Below are 17172 nucleotides of genomic sequence, written 5' to 3' on the forward strand. Positions count from 1 at the left end.
GTCCCGCCCGCGCGTGACCCGCCCGCTCTCCCGCCGCGGCGTGATTACCGGAATCGGCCTTGCGGGATTTGCCGGCGGGCAGACCAGGGCCGCGATGCCCCATGCGGCCGGCGGACCACGCCGCCGCCTGCTGATCGGCACGCTCTTTCCCGAAACCGGCGCGCAGACGCTGCTCGGTGACGAGGCGTGGCGCGGTGTTGCGCTCGCGATCGATGCCGCGCGCACGAAAATCGACGCGGATATCGAGGTCATGCGGGCCGATGCGGCCGATCCCGACTCGGCAATACAAGCCATGATCCGCAAGGCCGGCAAGGCCTCGTCCATCGACATGATCCTGGGCAGCCAGTCATCCACAGCGTCGTTCGCCGCCACCGCGGCCGCCGAACTCGCCGGCATTCCCTATGTGGAACTCGACGCACCCGCCGGCGGCGTCACCCGTCGCAACTTCAGGATCTTGCGGCGACTCTGCACGACAACCGCCGCCTTCACCACGGCCGCGCAAGATACGATCGCACGGATTGTGGCGCCAGGATGGAAAACCGCCGCCACGCGCCTGCGCCTTGCCCTGCTGTTCGATATCGGCGCCACAGATGGGTCCTTTGCCGGCGTCATGCTGGCAGGCTTGCGGCAGGCTGGCGTGCCGGTCACGCTCAGCATGGCCTATGCGACGGCCGCACCCGATCTGGACGAGGAGGTGGGGCGAATGCGGGACGCGCGGATCGACCTGCTGATCCATGCCGGGCGGACCGACCATGTCCTGCTGCTCTACCAGGCGATGCAGGAGGCGCGCTGGCGTCCTCGCATGATCATCGGCACGGGCCCCGGCTACGGGCTTGCCGAAATCGGGCGAACCCTCGGTCAGGCGATCGACAATACGATGGTGATCGGCAATCCGCTCTACGGCCCGGGCGCTGCCGCAATCGCGGCGGCCTATCAGGCGCGTTACGCCACCCCGCCGCGCGGCGCCGCGAGCCTGACCACCCATGTCGGCACGACAATCGCCATCGAGGCCTTGAAACGGAGGGAGAAGCTGCCGGCGGCACTTGCCGCCATCAGCCTGCCTCATGGCAGCCTGCCAAACGGCTGGGGCATCAAATTCGATCAGTCCGGGCAGAATCAGGCAAGCTTCGTCACGCTGCAGCAATGGCGCCAGGGGGCGCTCGTCACCATCGATCCGAAGATGCCGGGAGCGGCAAAGCCGGTCCTTGATCTCTGAATGTCGCTCTCATGCAGGCCGATACCCCCGAAACCCGGGAATGGCCGGCCTGGCAAGAGCATCATCCGCCCCGACAGGACGGCCATGACCGCAAGGCGGCTTCGCGTCACGAACCGGGTGCTACCGGCGGCAGCGCCGCGAAATAGGCCGCGACGGCCTTGATCTGCGCCGGGCTGAGCATATCGGCGATGTTCTGCATCAAGTGCGTGTTGCCCTCGTGGCGGGCGCCGCCCTGCCACGCTTTCAACTGCGCAGCGAGATAGTTCGCCGGCTGCCCGGCCAGCCGGGGGAATGCCGGCCCCAAGCCCCGCCCGCCAGCGCCGTGGCAGGAATCGCAGGCCGGGATCGCATGGTCGGTCCCCGCACCGACGCCGTGGATCGCCAGGGTCTCGCCAACATCGTCCCTCGGGGCCGCCGGCAGCGAGGCCGGCGCGACAACCGGCAGACCGTGGTAATATTCCGCGATCGCCTTGCGCTGCGAAGCGTTCAGTCCGCCGGCGAAACTGCTCATCATGCCGTTCCGCCGCGTACCGTGCTTGAAGGCGTAAAGCTGCTGCTCAAGGTAATTCACAGGTTGCCCGGCCAGCGCCGGAAACCCGGCAGCCGGATTGCCCATGCCGTTCTGGCCGTGGCAGCCGGCGCATTGCGCCGCCTCTGGCGGCGGGCCGGCCTGAGCGACCCCGAGACCAACCAACATCGCGATTACCGTCAGCACGCCATTTTTCCGCATCATGTCCATCCAGTCCTGAATTACCGATATCGTGCGCTTTTCCTGCTCTTAAACCGTCGGCGCGCCGCGTTCCATACGGCAGGCCGGCGGGACCGACGCCGGCATGGGTCCGTATACGCGGACAAGGGAAAAATCCGTGCATCCCGGCCCATCGATCCGTCCCGTGATCGCCCCGCCCGCCCCCTCCATCCGGCCGCGCAGCCCGACCCAGACGAAATGGTGCGGCCGCAGCAGCCACATCGTCGGGTTCAGCGCAACACTGCCGGAAGCGGCGTCGTAGCGGCCGGCCATCGAGAAGCAGCCGGGCGGCACATGGGGATTGCCGGCAAGGGCATGGAAGAAGAACAGCGCGCGAAGCCGGCCGGTCCCGGCCGGGGAGATCGTCAGGTCCAGCGCCGTATCGCCCTGCGCGCAGTGGTAATGGCCCGACCACCTGCCGGCCAGCGCGGCGAGGCTATGGTTGGTGCTGACAATCCCGGCCAGAGCAACGGCGATCGCAAGGGCTCGGGGCGCTTCACGACGCCGGCGGCTCATGACGCCCGCCCCGTAATCGTGGCCCGGACGATCGAGGGGGTGAGCACCTGCGGCAGAACCACCGGCGCGGCGTGTCCGGGCGGATAATAGACATAGATCGGCACGCCATCGCGCCCATGCGCGGCCAGGAAGCGGGTGATCGCCGGGTCGCGCCGGGTCCAGTCGCCGACCATGAGCGTCACCTGCCGTGCCGCGAAGAAGCGCTGCATGGCGCGCGGCGCCAGCGCCACCCGCTCGTTCACCTGGCAGGTGATGCACCAGGCGGCCGTCATGTCGACGAACACGGGCTTGCCAGCCTCGCGCAGCGCCGCGAGCTTCGCCGGGGAATAGGGCACGGCGCTGCGGGGCACGGCACCCGGCAGCGTGGAGGCGCCTGTCGCATCGGCGGGGACGACCTGGGGCAGAAGCAGCGCCGCCCCGATCACCGCGAGAACTGCGAGCCCGCGCAGGACAATGCCGGGGAAGCGCAGCAGCCAGAGCCCGAAGCCGATCAGCAGCGCGCCGGCGCCGACGATCAGCACACCCGACGATCCGGCCTCCACCGACATCACCCAGAGCAGCCAGACCGCGGTGCCGAACATCGGGAAGGCGAGGACCTGCCGAAGGATCACCATCCACGGTCCGGGCCGCGGGAGCGCGCGGCCGATCGCGGGGGCGGCGGCCAGCGCCACGAAGGGCAGGCCGATGCCAAGGCCGAGTGCCGCGAATATGCTCAATCCGAGCAGAACAGGTGCCGCCAGCGCCGCCGCCAGCGCGCCGCCCATGAACGGCGCCGTGCATGGCGTGGCCACCGCGACGGCGAGCAGCCCGGTGGCGAAACTGCCAAGCACGCCGCCATGGCGCGCCATCCCGGCGCCGAGACGCTCGAGCCCGGATATCTCGAACAGGCCGGCGAAGTTCAGCCCGATCGCGAAGACGAGCCAGGCCATCACGGCGATGAAGACCGGCGACTGGAACTGAAAGCCCCAGCCCAGCGCCTCGCCGCCGGCGCGCAGGGCGAGCAGCCCGCCGCCGAGCAGCAGCATCGCGGCGACGGTGCCGGCCGCATAGGCCAGCGCCTCGCGCCGGGCGAGCGGGCGATCATCATGGCCGAGCCGCGCCAGGGCCAGCGCCTTGATCGCCAGCACCGGAAAGACGCAGGGCATCAGGTTCAGGATGAGCCCGGCCAGCAGCGCGGCGCCGAGCCAGACGATCCAGGGCGTGCCGGCCAGCGGCGGCGGCGCGGCGCCCGGCGCGGCATGCAGCGTCAGCGCCTGCATCCGGCCCGAGGGATCGGTGATCTCGATCACGCCGGCAGCCGTGGTCATCGGCGGGTGTGCGGGTTTCAGCCGGAGGGTGAAGCCGTTGCGCACGAAGCCAAGACGCTGCGGCGCCGCATTGACGATGGCGTTCAAATCATAGGGGTAGAAATGCGCGCCCTTCACCACGCTGCGGCCGAGACCGGCGCCGGTGATGGCGAGCGTGCCATCGGGCGCGATCGTCGCGCGATAGGGCGAGGGGCGTGGCAGCGCCGCGCGGGCAGCGCGGAACAGTCCGGCCTCCGCCGAGGCGCCACCGGCGAGGGTGAGATGGAAGGTGCCGTGTTCGGGGACGCAGAGCTTGGGGTTGCAGACCAGCCAGTCGGCCTTCGCGTCGATCGCCGAAACACCCGATCGCGGCAGCATCACGGTGAAGGGCAGCAGCACCGTGCCGCTCTCGATATAGTCGCCCACGCCGCCGTCGGCGACCAGCCAGTGCGGCGGCGGAAAGGCGAGCGGACCGGCCTTCGCCCCCGCCGGCGCGTCAATCGAAACGGTGGGGGCCTGCCCGGCATCGCCCGGATCGGACCAGTAGATGTGCCAGCCCGGCGTCAGGCGGAACAGCAGGCCGAGGGTGATCGTCCCCGCCTGAGGCGCGTTGGTGGCGGAGACGAGCGCAACCCGCGCGCGTGGCGAGGTGACTTCGTTGCTGCGCGCCGCCCGCGCCGGGCCGGTTGCGGCAAGGGCCAGAAGAAGCGCGGCAAGAACGGGCAGAAGGCGTCTCATCGCCTCAATATCGCATATCGGGCGGTTCGGTGCTAACCGCCCGCCTCATGGACGAACTGCCGGTTGCCGCCATCCTGCCCGATCTCCGCGCAAGCCTCGCGCGATCGGCCAATGCCATCCTCGTCGCCCCGCCCGGCGCGGGCAAGACCAGCCTGGTGCCGCAGGCGCTGTTGGGCGCGGACTGGCTGGGCGGACAAAAGATCGTGATGCTCGAACCAAGGCGGCTCGCCGCGCGCGCCGCGGCGGAGCGGATCGCGCAGCTGATCGGCGAGGCGCCGGGCGGCACGGTGGGCTATCGCACGCGGCTGGAATCCGTGACCGGTCCGACGACGCGGATCGAGGTGATCACCGAGGGGCTGCTGACGCGCCGGCTGCTGACCGATCCCGGGCTCGACGGCATCGGCTGCGTGATCTTCGACGAGATCCACGAGCGCAGCCTAGAGGCCGATCTCGCTTTGGCGCTGACGCTCGACCTCCAGCGCGGCCTGAGGCCGGAGTTGCGGGTGCTCGCAATGTCGGCGACGGCCGATATCGCGACCCTGACCGCCCTGCTCGATGCGCCGGTGATCGAGAGCGCCGGACGGGTCTATCCGGTGACGGCCGAATTCGCCGCGCGCGACCTCGCCGATGCGCGGGACCTGCCGGCGGCGCTGGCCCGCGCGGTACGCGGCGCGCTGGCGGCGCATCGGGGCGACATTCTCGCCTTCCTGCCCGGTGTTGGGGAAATCCGTCGCGCCGCCGAGGCGCTGGAGGGCGCGCCGGCCGCGATCCTGCCGCTCTATGGCGATCTGCCGCCGGCCGAACAGGCGCGGGTGCTCGCTCCTTCCGGCCAGCGGCGCGTCATTCTCGCGACCAGCATCGCGGAGACCTCGCTCACAGTGCCGGGGGTGCGGGTGGTGGTCGATGGCGGGTTTCGCAGGGCGCCGGAATTCGATACCGGCCGGGCGCTGACCCGCCTCGTCACGCGGCGGATCAGCCGGGCGGCGTCCACGCAGCGCGCCGGCCGCGCCGGGCGCGAGGCGCCGGGGGTGGCGATCCGGCTATGGACCGAGGCGCTGCATCGCGGCCTGCCGGAATTCGACGCACCGGAAATCGCCGGTGCCGAGCTTTCCGGGCTGGTCCTGGCCTGCGCCGCCTGGGGCGCGGACGCCGCGGCGTTGCCCTTTCCCGAGCCGCCGCCCGCCGGCGCGCTCGCCCAGGCGCGGGCTCTGCTGACCGATCTCGGCGCGCTCGATTCCGCCGGGCGGATCAGCGCGACCGGGCGACGGATGGCCGAACTCGGCGCCACCCCGCGCCTTGCGGCGATGATGCTCGCCGCCGACGGCGCGGCGGAGGCAGCGCTGGCCGCCGACCTCGCCGCCCTGCTCGAAGAGCGTGATCCGCTGCGCGAGGCGGGCAGCGCCGATATCGCGCTGCGGCTCGACGCGATCGCCGGGCGCGGCGGCGGCGATCGTGGCGCGATCGCGCGTATCCGCCAGGCGGCGGGCACCTATCGCGCGCGGCTCGGCCTGCGGCGAGATACGCAAGCGGGCGGCGACCCCGCTGTGCTGATCGCAGCGGGCTTCCCCGACCGGATCGGGGTTCGCCGCGGCGAGCCGGGCAGTTTCCGGCTCAGCGAGGGCGGTGGCGCGAAACTCGACCCGGCCGATCCGCTGGCGCGCGCGCCGATGCTCGCCGTCGCAGCGCTGGGCGGCCGGGGCGCGCCGAAGATCGGGCTCGCGGCACCGATCAGCGCCGCGACGATCGAGGATCGGCTCGCCGCCCGCATCGTCACCACCCGGGAGATCGGGCTCGATGGCACCGGCGGCACGGTGATGGCGCGGGAACGGCGGCGCTTCGGCGCGCTGGTGCTCGCCGAGCGCAGCACGCCGGCATCGCCCGCGGAGATCGAGGCGGCCTTGCGCGCGGCAATTCGGGAGAAGCCCGGCCTGCTCGGCTGGAGCGACGGGGTGCGGCAGTTGCAGGCCCGCGTGGCGCTCATGCGGGGGATCGAGCCGGAGGGATGGCCCGACCTGTCCGACGAGGCGTTGCAGGCGGATTTCGAGACCTGGCTGTTCCCCTATCTCGCCGGAATGAGCCGGCTGAAGGAGGCGGCGGCGCTCGACCTGCTCGCAATCCTGCGCGACCATCTCGGCCATGAGCGCGTCCGCGCGCTGGACGCGGCGCTACCCGCGCGGATCGAGGCGCCGGGAGGTGAAGTGCCGATCGACTATACCGGCCCGGTGCCGGTGGCGGCAGCGCGGGCACAGGCCTTCTACGGCAGCGATTCGACGCCGCGCCTCGCCGGCGGGGCGGTGAGATTGCAGATCGCGCTGCTCTCGCCGGCCGGGCGGCCGATCGCGGTGACCGGGGATCTCGCCGATTTCTGGCGGCGCGGCTGGGCGGATGCGCGCAAGGACATGCGCGGGCGCTACCCGAAGCACGACTGGCCGGAAGAACCCTGGCGCGCGCCGGCAAGGCCGCGCGGGCGGCGATAGGACCCCGCCGCCGCGGGGCGCAGGCGGCCGGCTGGCGCGGCTCCGGAACGGGGGTTAGGATTTCGCCCTCACCTCTCGGGGCATCGGTCATGCGGTTTTGCCGGGTGCGGCGATCAGGGCTGAATCTGGCGGTCGGGCTCGTCCTTGCCGCCATCACGGGCGCGGGAACATCGCCGCCGGCGCGGCGTCCCGCCGCCCGGCTCGCCAGCGAGGCCGCGATCTTCAACCATATCGGCCACCGTTTCACCGTGTTCCGCTTCCGCGCCGATCCGCTGATCGTCGTGATCGACTGCCCGGGCCTCGAAGCGCAGGGGCTGATGTTCGACCGTATCGCAGCGCTGATCGAGAAAGCCGCAACGCCGCGGGACCGGGTGCTGGACGAACCGGCCTTCCGCCGGGCGCTGGCGGCGGCGAATCTTTCGGTCGCGACATATTATTACGGGAACGACTATCCGGCATCGGCCTTGCGCCGCTTCTACCACCTGGCCGAGGCGGAGCATGTGCCCCTGACCGCGCAGGAACGGCGGCTGCGGCGGATCGCGCGGAACGAAGGCTTTCTCCGGCCGGGCGCGAACGGGGCGGTGCTTTCGATTCCCCAGGCCGAGGGCCGTCGGCGCGTCGGCTGGCGGACCCGTGCGGTCATTCTGCGCCATGAACTGGCGCATGGCGCCTATTTCACCCTGCCTTTCTACCGCGCCTACGTTCACCGGTTCTACGATAGCGCCATGACCGCACCGGAGCGGGCGGCCTTTCGCGGCTTTCTGGTCGCTTCCGGCTACGATCCGGCGGACCGCGACCTGATCGTGAACGAGACGATCGCCTACATGGTCTTCACCCGCGACCCGAATTTCTTCACCGCAGCGACGGTGGGGCTGAGCACGGCACAGCTGGCGTCGTTGCGGCGGCGTTTCATTGCCGGAATGCCGCATTTCTGGCTTCGCCGAATGGCGACTGCGCCGCTGCCCGCGCATCACCCTCCCCCCTTGCCCGGCTCGTCAGGAACGGGCAGTTTCCGTGACCGATAATCAATCAACCAACGGGGAAGGACCGGGAGTTTCATGAACGGCGCTGAAAGTCTTGTGCATACGCTGATTGCGTGCGGCATCGATACGGTTTTTGCCAACCCCGGCACCAGCGAGATGCATTTCGTCGCGGCGCTGGACCGGATTCCCGGGATCAACTGCGTTCTCTGCCTCGATGAAACGGTGGTGTCCGGCGCCGCCGACATGTATTGGCGCACCAAGGGGCGGCCGGCGGCGACGCTGCTGCATTGCGGCCCCGGCCTCGCCAACGCGCTCGCCAACCTGCACAACGCGCGGCGCGGCCGCTCGGGCATCGTCAACATCGTTGGCGACCAGGCGACCTATCACCGCCCGCTGGACGCGCCGCTGACAGCCGATACCGAGGGCTGGGCGCGCCCGGTCTCCGGCTGGGTGCGGACGGCGATGACCGCCGAGGCCGTCGGCCGGGATGCCGCCGATGCGGTGGCCGCCGCGCGCACCGGGACGATCGCGACGCTGATCCTGCCCGCGGACACGGCCTGGACCGAGGGTGGGGTGGTCGGTGCGCCGCAGCCGGTGCCGCCGCGTCCCACCACCGAGACCGCCGCCATCGACGCCGCCGCCGCGGTGCTGCGCTCGGGCGAGCCGGCGCTGATGCTGCTCGGCGGGCGGACGCTGACCGACGCGACGCTGCGGATCGCCACCGGCATCGCGCAGACGACCGGCGCGAAGATGCTGGCCGAGATGTTCAACGCGCGGATGGAGCGCGGCCAGGGGCGACCGCCGATCGAGCGCATCCCCTACCAGATCGATGCCGCGGTACACTCGCTGGAGGGTATCCGCCACCTGATCTTGGTCGAGGCGAAGCCGCCGGTCGGGTTTTTCGCCTATCCGGGCAAGAAGGGCCGGCTCTGGCCGGATGACTGCACGGTGCATACGCTGGCGGATATCGGCCAGGACGGCGCGGCGGCCTTGCAGGCGCTGGCCGAGCGCGTCGACGCCGGCACGCCGGAAATCGCGGTCACACCGCGCCCCGCGCCGACGACCGAGGCGATCGCGCCGGAAACGGTGGCCACCTCGATCGCCGCCCTGCTGCCGGATGACAGTGTCGTGATCGACGAGGGGATTTCCTTCGGCCGCGGCTTCTCGCGCTTCACCCATGGGGCGGCGCCGCATCTGTGGCTGCAAGTGCCGGGCGGGGCGATCGGCGGCGGCCTGCCGGGCGCGGTGGGGGCCGCGATCGGCTCCGGCCGGCGGGTGCTCGCCATCCAGGCCGACGGCTCGGCGATGTACAGCATCACCGCGCTGTGGACGATGGCGCGCTGCAATCTCGACGTGACCGTGGTGATCCTCGCCAACCGCAAATACGCGATCCTGCTGCACGAATACGCCAATGTCGGCGCCAATCCGGGGCGGACGGCGATGGACATGCTCGATCTCGGCCATCCGGACATCGACTTCGTGCGCCTCGCCGAGGGAATGGGCGTTGCCGCCGCACAGGCCGACAGCATGGAAAAGCTCAATGCGCTGATGGCGGCGAGCTTCGAACGCAAGGGACCGTTCCTCATCGAACTGCTCACCTGAGGCGTTCATCGGCGCAACGGATCGGATTGATCGGCGATTTCCATTGAAACGGTGGTTGACCGTTAACTTTCCTCTTGTAACTGTGCCCTTGGCCATGATGCTGCCGGAAATCGGCGGCATCTGACCGCCGGGCGGGCGGTCCGTCCTGACACAAGAAGACTTCACAGGGCGCAGCATGGCGAGTTCCACGGTTCAAGGTCGGTCGAATTCCCGCTGGTGGACGGCGCTGCGGCGACGCCTCGCCGCGGTGACCGTCGATGCGCCGATGCATGTCCGCGCCCTGGTCAGGGCCGACGAGATCTGGCTCGCGGCTCTCGCCGCCGTCGTCGGCGTGTTCTCGGGCTTCTGCGTCTACCTGATGGATTTCCTGAGCCATCACTTCCATTTCTGGTTCTTCGCCCTGCCGAAGCTCGGCGAGGGCCTGTCGCAGCAGACGCATATCGACCCGATGCGCGCGATTTTCGTGCCCATCCTGGGTGGTGCGGCGCTGGGGTCGGTCGCGTGGATCCTCGGCAAGTATCGCATCACCAACATCGTCGATCCGGTCGAGGCGAACGCGCTCTATGGCGGCAAGATGTCGCTGCGCGACTCCTTCATCGTGGCGATGCAGACCTCGTTTTCCAACGGCGTCGGCGGCTCGGTGGGTCAGGAAGCCGGCTATGCGCAGTTTGGCGGCGGCATCGCCTCATGGATCGGCCAGCATCTGCGGCTGCGGCGCAACGACCTGCGCGTGCTGGTCGGCTGCGGAGCCGGGGCCGCGATCGGCGGCGCGTTCAACGCCCCGCTCTGCGGCGCATTCTATGGAATCGAACTCGTCATCGGCACCTATTCCCTGCCGACGCTGACCATGGTCGTCATCGCCTCGCTCTCGGGCACGCTGACCACGGAACTTCTGATGAATGGCGGCGTGCGGCCGCTCGATGTCGTGCTGCCGACCCATACGCCGGCCTATGCCTACCCGCTCGCGGTGCTGCTCGGCATGGTCGCCGGATTTGTCGGCATCGCGATCATGCGGACGGTGACCTCGCTGGAGGCGGTGTTCCGGCGCACCGGCGTGCCGGTCTGGCTGCGGCCAATGATCGGCGGCGTCGTTGTCGGGCTGCTGGGCAGCATCACGCCCAAGGTGATGGCCTCGGGCAATTCATCGCTGCACACGCAGCTTGCCGTGATCTATCCGTTCATGCTCGCGGTCGCGCTGCTGGTGATGAAATCGACCGCCTCGGCCTTCTCCATCGCGACCGGCTTCCGCGGCGGCCTGTTCTTCGCCGCGCTCTTCATGGGATCGCTGCTCGGCCGCGCCTATGGCGATGTCGCGGTGTTGCTGCCCGTGGCCCATGGCGTGCCGATCGGCTTCTATGCCGTGGTGGGCATGGCGGCGCTCGCCACCGCGATCGTCAGCGGCACCATGACGATGACCTTCCTGACGCTCGAGAGCACCAACAATTTCAGCATCACCATCGCGGTCCTGATGGCCGCGATCGCCGCATCGCTCACGGTCCGCCGCTTTTTCGGCTATTCGTTCACGACGTGGCGATTCCATCTGCGCGGCGAGACGATCCGCAGCGCTGTCGATATCGGCTGGATACACAATCTAACGGTCGGGCGGATGATGCGCCGGAACCAGTATGTCACCCAGGAAAACAGCGAAATCGCCGAGTTCAAGGCCGAGTTCCCGCTCGGCCGGACGCAATATGTTGTCGTGCTCGACGAGAACCAGCGCTATGCCGGTCTCGCCTACCCCGCGGAGGTTCACGCGCCGGATGCCGCTGCCGAGGACTCGATCCAGCCGCTGATCCGCCACCGCGACGATTTCCTCGTGCCGCAGGCTACGGTGAAGGAAGCCATCCGGGCCTTCGAGAAGGCGGAATGCGACGTGCTGGCGGTGATCGACGGCGAGGAGACCCGCCAGGTGCTCGGCGTTCTCACCGAACAATACGCGCTGCGGCGCTACAGCGAGGAGCTGGACCAGCGGCGGCGGGAACTGTCCGGCGAGTAGGCGCGGTGCTCAGAAATCGGTGCAGCGCCCGTTGCGTTCCCAGTCGCCGTAACGGGTGGGTTCAGGGCCTTTCGGGCCGCCGATCTCCTTGGGCCAGGGTTTTGCCGCGGCGGCATCGGGGGGCGTAGCCGCCGGCGTCTCGGCCTCGGTGGCGGTGGGCGCGCTGCCGGCGCGTTCGGTCTGAGTGGGTTCGGTCGGAGTGCTCATGAGCCCGATCTGGCCCCGGCCGCCTTGCCCGGCAAGAGGGGCTTGCCGCCATTCGACTCCAGCACCGCCGCCTCACGCAACCTCTGCTCGGCAAGCGGCCGCCAGGGCGCATTGGCCGGCGCGGCGGCGAGGGCTTTGCGGAACAGCGCCGCGGCGTCCGGGGTAACATGTCCGGCGGCCTCGCTCGCAGCCTCGGCGGTTTCGGCGGCGAGAGTGGGGTCGAACTTCATAGAGAGCGCCACTTTCCAGGCCTTCACCGCGGGGGCCAGCTTGTTCTGGCTGACCAGCGCCTGGCCGAGCAGCAGATAGCCCCGCCGCGCCTCCTCGCTGCCGGGCTGCAGGCTGGCGAGTTTCTGCCTGAGCCGCTCGATCAGCGCATTGTCGCGCGCCTCGGCGGCATCGCGCTGGCGGATGACGCTGGCATGCGGTTCCGAGGGCACGAGCGGCAGGCCCGAGGGGATGAACAGCGCGACCGCCGCGACCGGTATGGCGACGAGGGTTGCGATCATCACGCCGCGCGCGGCACGATTGGCCTCCGGCTCCGGAATCCGGTCCGCGGCGAGCAGCCGGCGCTCGACCTCGAGCCGTGCCGCCTGGTATTCCTCGTCCGGCAGCCGCCCCTCCTCGCGATCCCGATCGATTTCCTCGAGCTGGGAGCGGTGCAGCGCCATGGCGGTTTCCCGCCGGTAACGGATCGTGCCCTGGCGTACCCAGACGACGAGCAGCGGCGCGATCGCAACGGCGGCCAGCACCGCCATCCAGAGCCAGATCAAGACAGGAGTTCCTTCAGCCGGTCGGTTTCTTCCGGCGATAATGGCGGGGGTGTTGCCCGCCGGCGGCGGCGCGCGAACAGCAGCACCGCAAGCCCGATGAGCGCGGCAATGCCCGGTGAAAGCCAGAGCAGCCAGGTCTCGGGACGGAATGGCGGCTTGAGCAGCACATAGATGCCATACCGCTTGACCATGAAGGCGATGATCTGGCGGTTGCTGTCGCCCGCGGCGACGCGGTGGCGGATGATGGTGCGGAACTGCTTGGCCAGCCCGGCCCGCGAGTTCTCGACGGTCTCGTTCTGACAGACCAGGCAGCGCAGCTTGTTGCCGATCGCCTCGGCGCGCGCTTCCTGCGCGAAGGTGAGCTTCACGCCATCGCGGGTGATGCTGGTTGGATGATCGCTCGCCGCCGATGGCGCAGGGGATGCCTTCGCCGCGCCGCAGGCAAGGGCGAGTCCGGCGAGGAGCAGGACAAGCCAGCGCCTCATGCCAGCCTCCGCAGCACGGGGCGGAGCTGGTCGTCGATCACCTCGGGCACCAGCGGCGCCGCGACGTGCCACACCACCTTGCCGCCGGGCGCGATCAGGAAACTCTCCGGCACGCCATAAACGCCCCAGTTGATCGCCGTCCGCCCCGAGGGGTCGGTCGCGAGGCGCGCATAGGGATTGCCGTACTTCGCGAGGTAGAGGCCGATCGCCTCGGGCTTGTCCTGATACGCGATCCCCCAGATATCGACGCCGGATTTCGCCAGCCGGTCGAGATAGGGCGCCTCACCGGCACAGGGCACGCACCAGGAGGCGAAGAAATTCACCAGCACCGGGCGCGTCTGCGCGGCGAGCAGCTTCTTGTCGAACCCCTCGCGGCCATCCACCCCGGGCAGGGTGAAATCCGGCACGTCGTGCCCGACCAGCGGGTTGTTGAAGGCCTGCGGATTGTAGCTGCCGGTCTGCATCCGGCGGAGCAGTTCATAGAAACCGGCTCCGCCCACGCCCACCACGAGCAGCGGCAGTCCGAACAGCATGCGGCGCGACAGGCTCATCGGTCGGGATCAGACCGTGGCCGAGCCGGACGGCCGGCGCAGCCGGCTTCGCACCGGCGCGCCGACGCGGAACCGCCGGTCACTCAGCGAAATCGCGCCGCCGAGCGCCATGATGAGGCCGCCAAGCCAGATTTCCGGCGCCAGCGGATGGATGTTGAAGCGGAACTCGCCGCCGCCGCTGTTATTGTCGCCGGCGAAGGTGGCAAAGAGGTTGCGCACGCCATTGCTGCGGATCGCGGCGGCCACCGTCTTGACCTTCTGGTTGGTGAAATACCGCGTCTCGGGATGCATGATCTCGACCAGATGCCCGTTGCGGGACACTTCGATCGTGGCATCGCGCGCGGTGTAGTTCGGCCCGGTGGCCGGCTTGATCGAGATCAGCTTCCAGTTGTAGCCGCCGAGGTCGATCGACTGGCCGGGGTTGAGCACGCGGATCGTATGCGTCTGCAACGACATTCCGGCAATGCCCAGCACGGCGATCCCGAAGCCGAGATGCCCGAGCGACGCGCCGATGGCGGCCCGCGGAATGGTGAACAGCCGCATGAAGGACTGGCCAAGCGGGATCCGGAACAGGCGGATCCGCTCCGCGAGATCGACCAGCGCGCCCAGCATGACCCAGACCGCGCCCGCCAGCCCGAGTGCGGCGACGAAATGACCGCGCAGGATGAAGGCGCCGAAGACGAGAAGCGCCAGAACCGCGACGAACCACAGCTTGGTCAGCGCCGGCAGCAACGCCGCGCGCTTCCACGACAGCAGCGGCCCAACCGCCATCGCGAGGATCAGCGGCGCGGTCAGCGGCAGAACCGCCTGATCGTAGAACGGCGCGCCCACCGAGATTTGGCGGTTGAACAGAAGGGCCAGGAAGGGCGGATACATCGTGCCGGTGAACACCACGGCGGCGATGATGCAGAGGAAAATATTGTTCAGGATCAGGGCGCCTTCGCGCGAGACCGGCGCGAAAACCCCGCTCGCCGCCAGAACCGGCGCCCGGAAGGCGAACAGCAGCAGCGAGCCGCCGATGGTCAACGCGAGCAGGACGAGAATGAACAGCCCCTGATCCGGCGAGGCGGAAAAGGCATGCACCGAATTGAGCAGGCCCGAGCGGACGAGGAAGGTGCCGCACAGGCTGAGCGAGAAGGTGGCGATGGCCAGCAGGACCGACCAAGTTTTCAGCGCCTCGCGCTTCTCCACCACGATGGCGGAATGGATCAGCGCCGTGCCGGTGAGCCAGGGCAGCAGGGCGACGTTCTCCACCGGGTCCCAGAACCAGAACCCGCCCCAGCCCAGCGTGTAGTAAGACCAGAGCGAGCCGAAGCAGATGCCGCAGGTCAGGAACAGCCAGGAGACCAGCGCCCAGGGCCGCACCCAGCGCCCCCAGGCGGCGTCGACCCGCCCCTCGATCAGGGCGGCAACGGCGAAGGCGAAGGCAATCGAGAAACCGACATAGCCGGTGTAGAGAATCGGCGGATGCACGGCGAGGCCGGGGTCCTGCAGGATCGGGTTGACGCCCGCGCCATGCAGCGGCGGCGGCCAGATCCGCGCGAACGGGTTGGAGACGGCGATGACAAAGGCCATGAACCCGCCGGAGACGAGGCCGAGCACGCCGAGCACGCGCGAGCGCAGGCTGGTCGGGATGCTGTTGCCGAAGGCCCCGACGGTCGCGCCGCACAGCGAGAGAATCAGGCACCAGAGCAGGATCGACCCGTCATGGTTTCCCCAGGTGCCGGTGATCCGGTAGAAGAGCGGCGTCGTCGATGATGAATATTCCGCGACATTGCGCACCGTGAAGTCCGACACCACGCCGGCCCAGACCAGCGCGAGGAAGGACAGGCCGAGCATGACGAACTGGCCGATCGCCAGCGCGGGCGCGGCGCGGAGGATCTGCCGGTCGCGCAGCATCGGCCCGGCAATGCCGATCACCGATTGCGCGACGGCGATGGCCAGAGCCAGCGCGAGCGCGAAATTGCCCAGGGTGGGGATCATTCTGCGGCGTCTCCCATCGGCTCAGCCATTGTTGGATGCCTCGATCTGGGCGGGCGACTTGTCGTCCCAGGCGCCGGCATTGGGTGGGGGGCCGAATTTCGGATTCCACTTGCCGGCCTTGCGCAGCGCCATCTCGACATCGCGGGGCATGTAGTCGGCGCCATGCTTCGCGAGCACGGTGGAGGCGAGGAACTCACGGTCTCCCCTGCTCATCGCGCCGATCGTGACGACGCCCTGCCCCTGGCGGAACAGGCCGGGCAGCACGCCGGTATAGACCACCGGGATCGATGCGCGCCCATCGGTGATGCGGAAGGTGGTGTAGGGCGCGCCATCGCGGGTGCCCATCACCACGGTGTTCGCCTGCACGATGCCGCCGAGGCGGAACACCCGCCCGGCCGGCGGGTGGCGCGCGGCGACCTGCTGCGGTGACATGAAAAAGGACAGGCTGGACCGGAAGGCGACCAGCATCAGCGCCACCGCGGTGGACAGGCCGAGGCCGCAGGCAATCACGATCCAGAGGCGGCGCTTCTTGCGGCTCATCATGACGCGGCACTCCCCGACTCGCCACGCCCCCGCGGCTCGACCGCGGCCAGCCGGCGCCGCGCCGCCCGGTAGCGGAAGAACGTGGTCAGGGAGAGTATGCCGATGATGGCAAGGGCGGCGCCATAGCTGCCGACCACGTAAGGCAGGGTGTTCTTCACCATCGTCTCAGCTCCCGGAGCGCTCCGCGCGCGCAAGCAGCAGCGCCCGCGCGCGGTTCTCCATGATACCGCTCGAAATGCGCGCGAGGGACATGGCGATAAAGGCCAGATAGAAACCCAGCGTGGAGATCAGCAGTGGATACAACATCGTGACATAGATCTTGGAGGGGCCGGTCAGGGTGATCGAGTTGCCCTGATGGAGCGAATTCCACCAGTACACGCTGAACACGATGATGGGCAGGTTGATCGCGCCGACAAGCCCGAGGATCGCCGCCGCGCGGTAGCCATGCTGCGGATTGTCGAACGCCCGGATCAGCGCCATGTGGCCGAGATAGAGAAAGAACAGGATCAGCACCGAGGTCAGTCGCGCATCCCACACCCAGTAGGTGCCCCATTCCGGCTTGCCCCAGAGCGAACCGGTGATCAGGCAGAGCCCGGTGAAGCCGGCGCCGACCGGCCCCATCTCCTTGGCCGCGATATCGGCCAGCGGATGCCGCCAGACGATCGAGAGCAGCGAGCAGATGGCCAGCGCCGCATAGCCGTTCATCGCCACCCAGGCGGCGGGAACGTGGACATACATGATCCGCGAGGCGATGCCCTGCTGCCAGTCGGCCGGGGCGAAGGCAAATCCCCAGACCAGCCCGACGGAGCAGACGATCAGCGCCGCCCAGCCGATCCACGGAATGAGGGGCTGCACCAGGCGCTGGAAACGCCCGGGATTGGCGAAACGGTGCAGCCAGGCACCGGATTTCGATGTCGGGGCGGCGATCATGGCGGCCTGCGCGTCGGCCGCGTAATCCGTGGCGGGTGAACGGTCCATCGACAGATTGTCTAATACGAATTCGTGTTTTTGACACCCCCCACGCCGGCGCGGAGCCGCCCCGGCCGATCACATCTTGGCGCAGCGCGA

General features: G+C 69.3%; 16 protein-coding genes. 5 read left to right on the forward strand and 11 right to left on the reverse strand.

Going from position 1 to position 17172, the window contains the following annotated elements:
* Positions 1-13: 13 nt before the first annotated feature.
* Positions 14-1216, forward strand: coding sequence for an ABC transporter substrate-binding protein (locus tag ACIDOCELLA78_RS000000100170; protein WP_249675096.1), 1203 nt, complete (start codon positions 14-16; stop codon positions 1214-1216).
* A 106-nt stretch (positions 1217-1322) separates the two neighbouring features.
* Here ACIDOCELLA78_RS000000100170 and ACIDOCELLA78_RS000000100175 read toward each other — a convergent pair whose 3' ends face one another.
* Genes ACIDOCELLA78_RS000000100175 through ACIDOCELLA78_RS000000100185 form a run of 3 tightly spaced genes read right to left on the reverse strand, consistent with a single transcriptional unit; the run spans position 1323 to position 4504 of the window.
* Complete coding sequence (locus ACIDOCELLA78_RS000000100175) at positions 1323-1949, reverse strand: c-type cytochrome (RefSeq protein ID WP_283770813.1); 627 nt, start codon at positions 1947-1949, stop codon at positions 1323-1325.
* A gap of 45 nt (positions 1950-1994) precedes the next feature.
* Complete coding sequence (locus ACIDOCELLA78_RS000000100180) at positions 1995-2480, reverse strand: hypothetical protein (protein ID WP_249675100.1); 486 nt, start codon at positions 2478-2480, stop codon at positions 1995-1997.
* Positions 2477-4504 carry a protein-disulfide reductase DsbD gene (locus ACIDOCELLA78_RS000000100185; RefSeq protein WP_201727870.1) on the reverse strand — a complete coding sequence of 676 codons (2028 nt, stop codon included), beginning with the start codon at positions 4502-4504 and terminating at the stop codon, positions 2477-2479. The genes ACIDOCELLA78_RS000000100180 and ACIDOCELLA78_RS000000100185 overlap by 4 nt, the downstream gene beginning before the upstream one ends.
* Before the next feature lie 47 nt (positions 4505-4551).
* On the opposite strand from ACIDOCELLA78_RS000000100185, the gene hrpB reads away from it, so the two are divergent.
* From hrpB to ACIDOCELLA78_RS000000100205, 4 genes are all read left to right on the forward strand, one after another.
* Entirely contained in the window at positions 4552-6981 is a 2430-nt protein-coding gene (gene hrpB / locus ACIDOCELLA78_RS000000100190) for an ATP-dependent helicase HrpB (protein ID WP_201727927.1), read from the forward strand.
* Between the two features lie 89 nt (positions 6982-7070).
* Positions 7071-8006, forward strand: coding sequence for a hypothetical protein (locus ACIDOCELLA78_RS000000100195; RefSeq protein ID WP_249675102.1), 936 nt, complete (start codon positions 7071-7073; stop codon positions 8004-8006).
* A gap of 33 nt (positions 8007-8039) precedes the next feature.
* A complete protein-coding gene (locus ACIDOCELLA78_RS000000100200) occupies positions 8040-9566 on the forward strand; it encodes an acetolactate synthase large subunit (protein WP_201727871.1) in 1527 nt (508 codons plus the stop codon).
* 175 nt (positions 9567-9741) lie between these two features.
* Entirely contained in the window at positions 9742-11562 is a 1821-nt protein-coding gene (locus ACIDOCELLA78_RS000000100205; RefSeq protein ID WP_201727872.1) for a chloride channel protein, read from the forward strand.
* A gap of 9 nt (positions 11563-11571) precedes the next feature.
* Here ACIDOCELLA78_RS000000100205 and ACIDOCELLA78_RS000000100210 read toward each other — a convergent pair whose 3' ends face one another.
* From ACIDOCELLA78_RS000000100210 to ACIDOCELLA78_RS000000100245, 8 genes are read right to left on the reverse strand one after another with little or no spacing between them, the layout of a single operon-like run.
* On the reverse strand, positions 11572-11769 hold the full coding sequence (locus ACIDOCELLA78_RS000000100210) for a DUF1674 domain-containing protein (protein ID WP_201727873.1): 198 nt from the start codon (positions 11767-11769) through the stop codon (positions 11572-11574).
* On the reverse strand, positions 11766-12542 hold the full coding sequence (gene ccmI / locus ACIDOCELLA78_RS000000100215; RefSeq protein ID WP_201727874.1) for a c-type cytochrome biogenesis protein CcmI: 777 nt from the start codon (positions 12540-12542) through the stop codon (positions 11766-11768). The genes ACIDOCELLA78_RS000000100210 and ccmI overlap by 4 nt, the downstream gene beginning before the upstream one ends.
* Positions 12539-13027 (reverse strand): cytochrome c-type biogenesis protein, encoded by a 489-nt coding sequence (locus ACIDOCELLA78_RS000000100220; protein WP_201727875.1) that lies wholly within the window; start codon positions 13025-13027, stop codon positions 12539-12541. The genes ccmI and ACIDOCELLA78_RS000000100220 overlap by 4 nt, the downstream gene beginning before the upstream one ends.
* On the reverse strand, positions 13024-13578 hold the full coding sequence (locus ACIDOCELLA78_RS000000100225; RefSeq protein ID WP_201727876.1) for a DsbE family thiol:disulfide interchange protein: 555 nt from the start codon (positions 13576-13578) through the stop codon (positions 13024-13026). Before ACIDOCELLA78_RS000000100225 ends, ACIDOCELLA78_RS000000100220 begins: the two co-directional genes overlap by 4 nt.
* 9 nt (positions 13579-13587) lie before the next feature.
* Entirely contained in the window at positions 13588-15561 is a 1974-nt protein-coding gene (locus ACIDOCELLA78_RS000000100230) for a heme lyase CcmF/NrfE family subunit (RefSeq protein ID WP_201727877.1), read from the reverse strand.
* Between the two features lie 21 nt (positions 15562-15582).
* The gene (gene ccmE / locus ACIDOCELLA78_RS000000100235; protein ID WP_201727878.1) at positions 15583-16104 is read right to left on the reverse strand and encodes a cytochrome c maturation protein CcmE; all 522 of its coding nucleotides are present in this window, start codon (positions 16102-16104) and stop codon (positions 15583-15585) included.
* A complete protein-coding gene (ccmD, locus tag ACIDOCELLA78_RS000000100240) occupies positions 16101-16265 on the reverse strand; it encodes a heme exporter protein CcmD (protein ID WP_174504044.1) in 165 nt (54 codons plus the stop codon). Before ccmD ends, ccmE begins: the two co-directional genes overlap by 4 nt.
* Positions 16266-16269: 4 nt before the next feature.
* On the reverse strand, positions 16270-17082 hold the full coding sequence (locus ACIDOCELLA78_RS000000100245; RefSeq protein ID WP_201727879.1) for a heme ABC transporter permease: 813 nt from the start codon (positions 17080-17082) through the stop codon (positions 16270-16272).
* Positions 17083-17172: the final 90 nt, after the last annotated feature.

The organism is Acidocella sp. C78 (assembly GCF_907164655.1).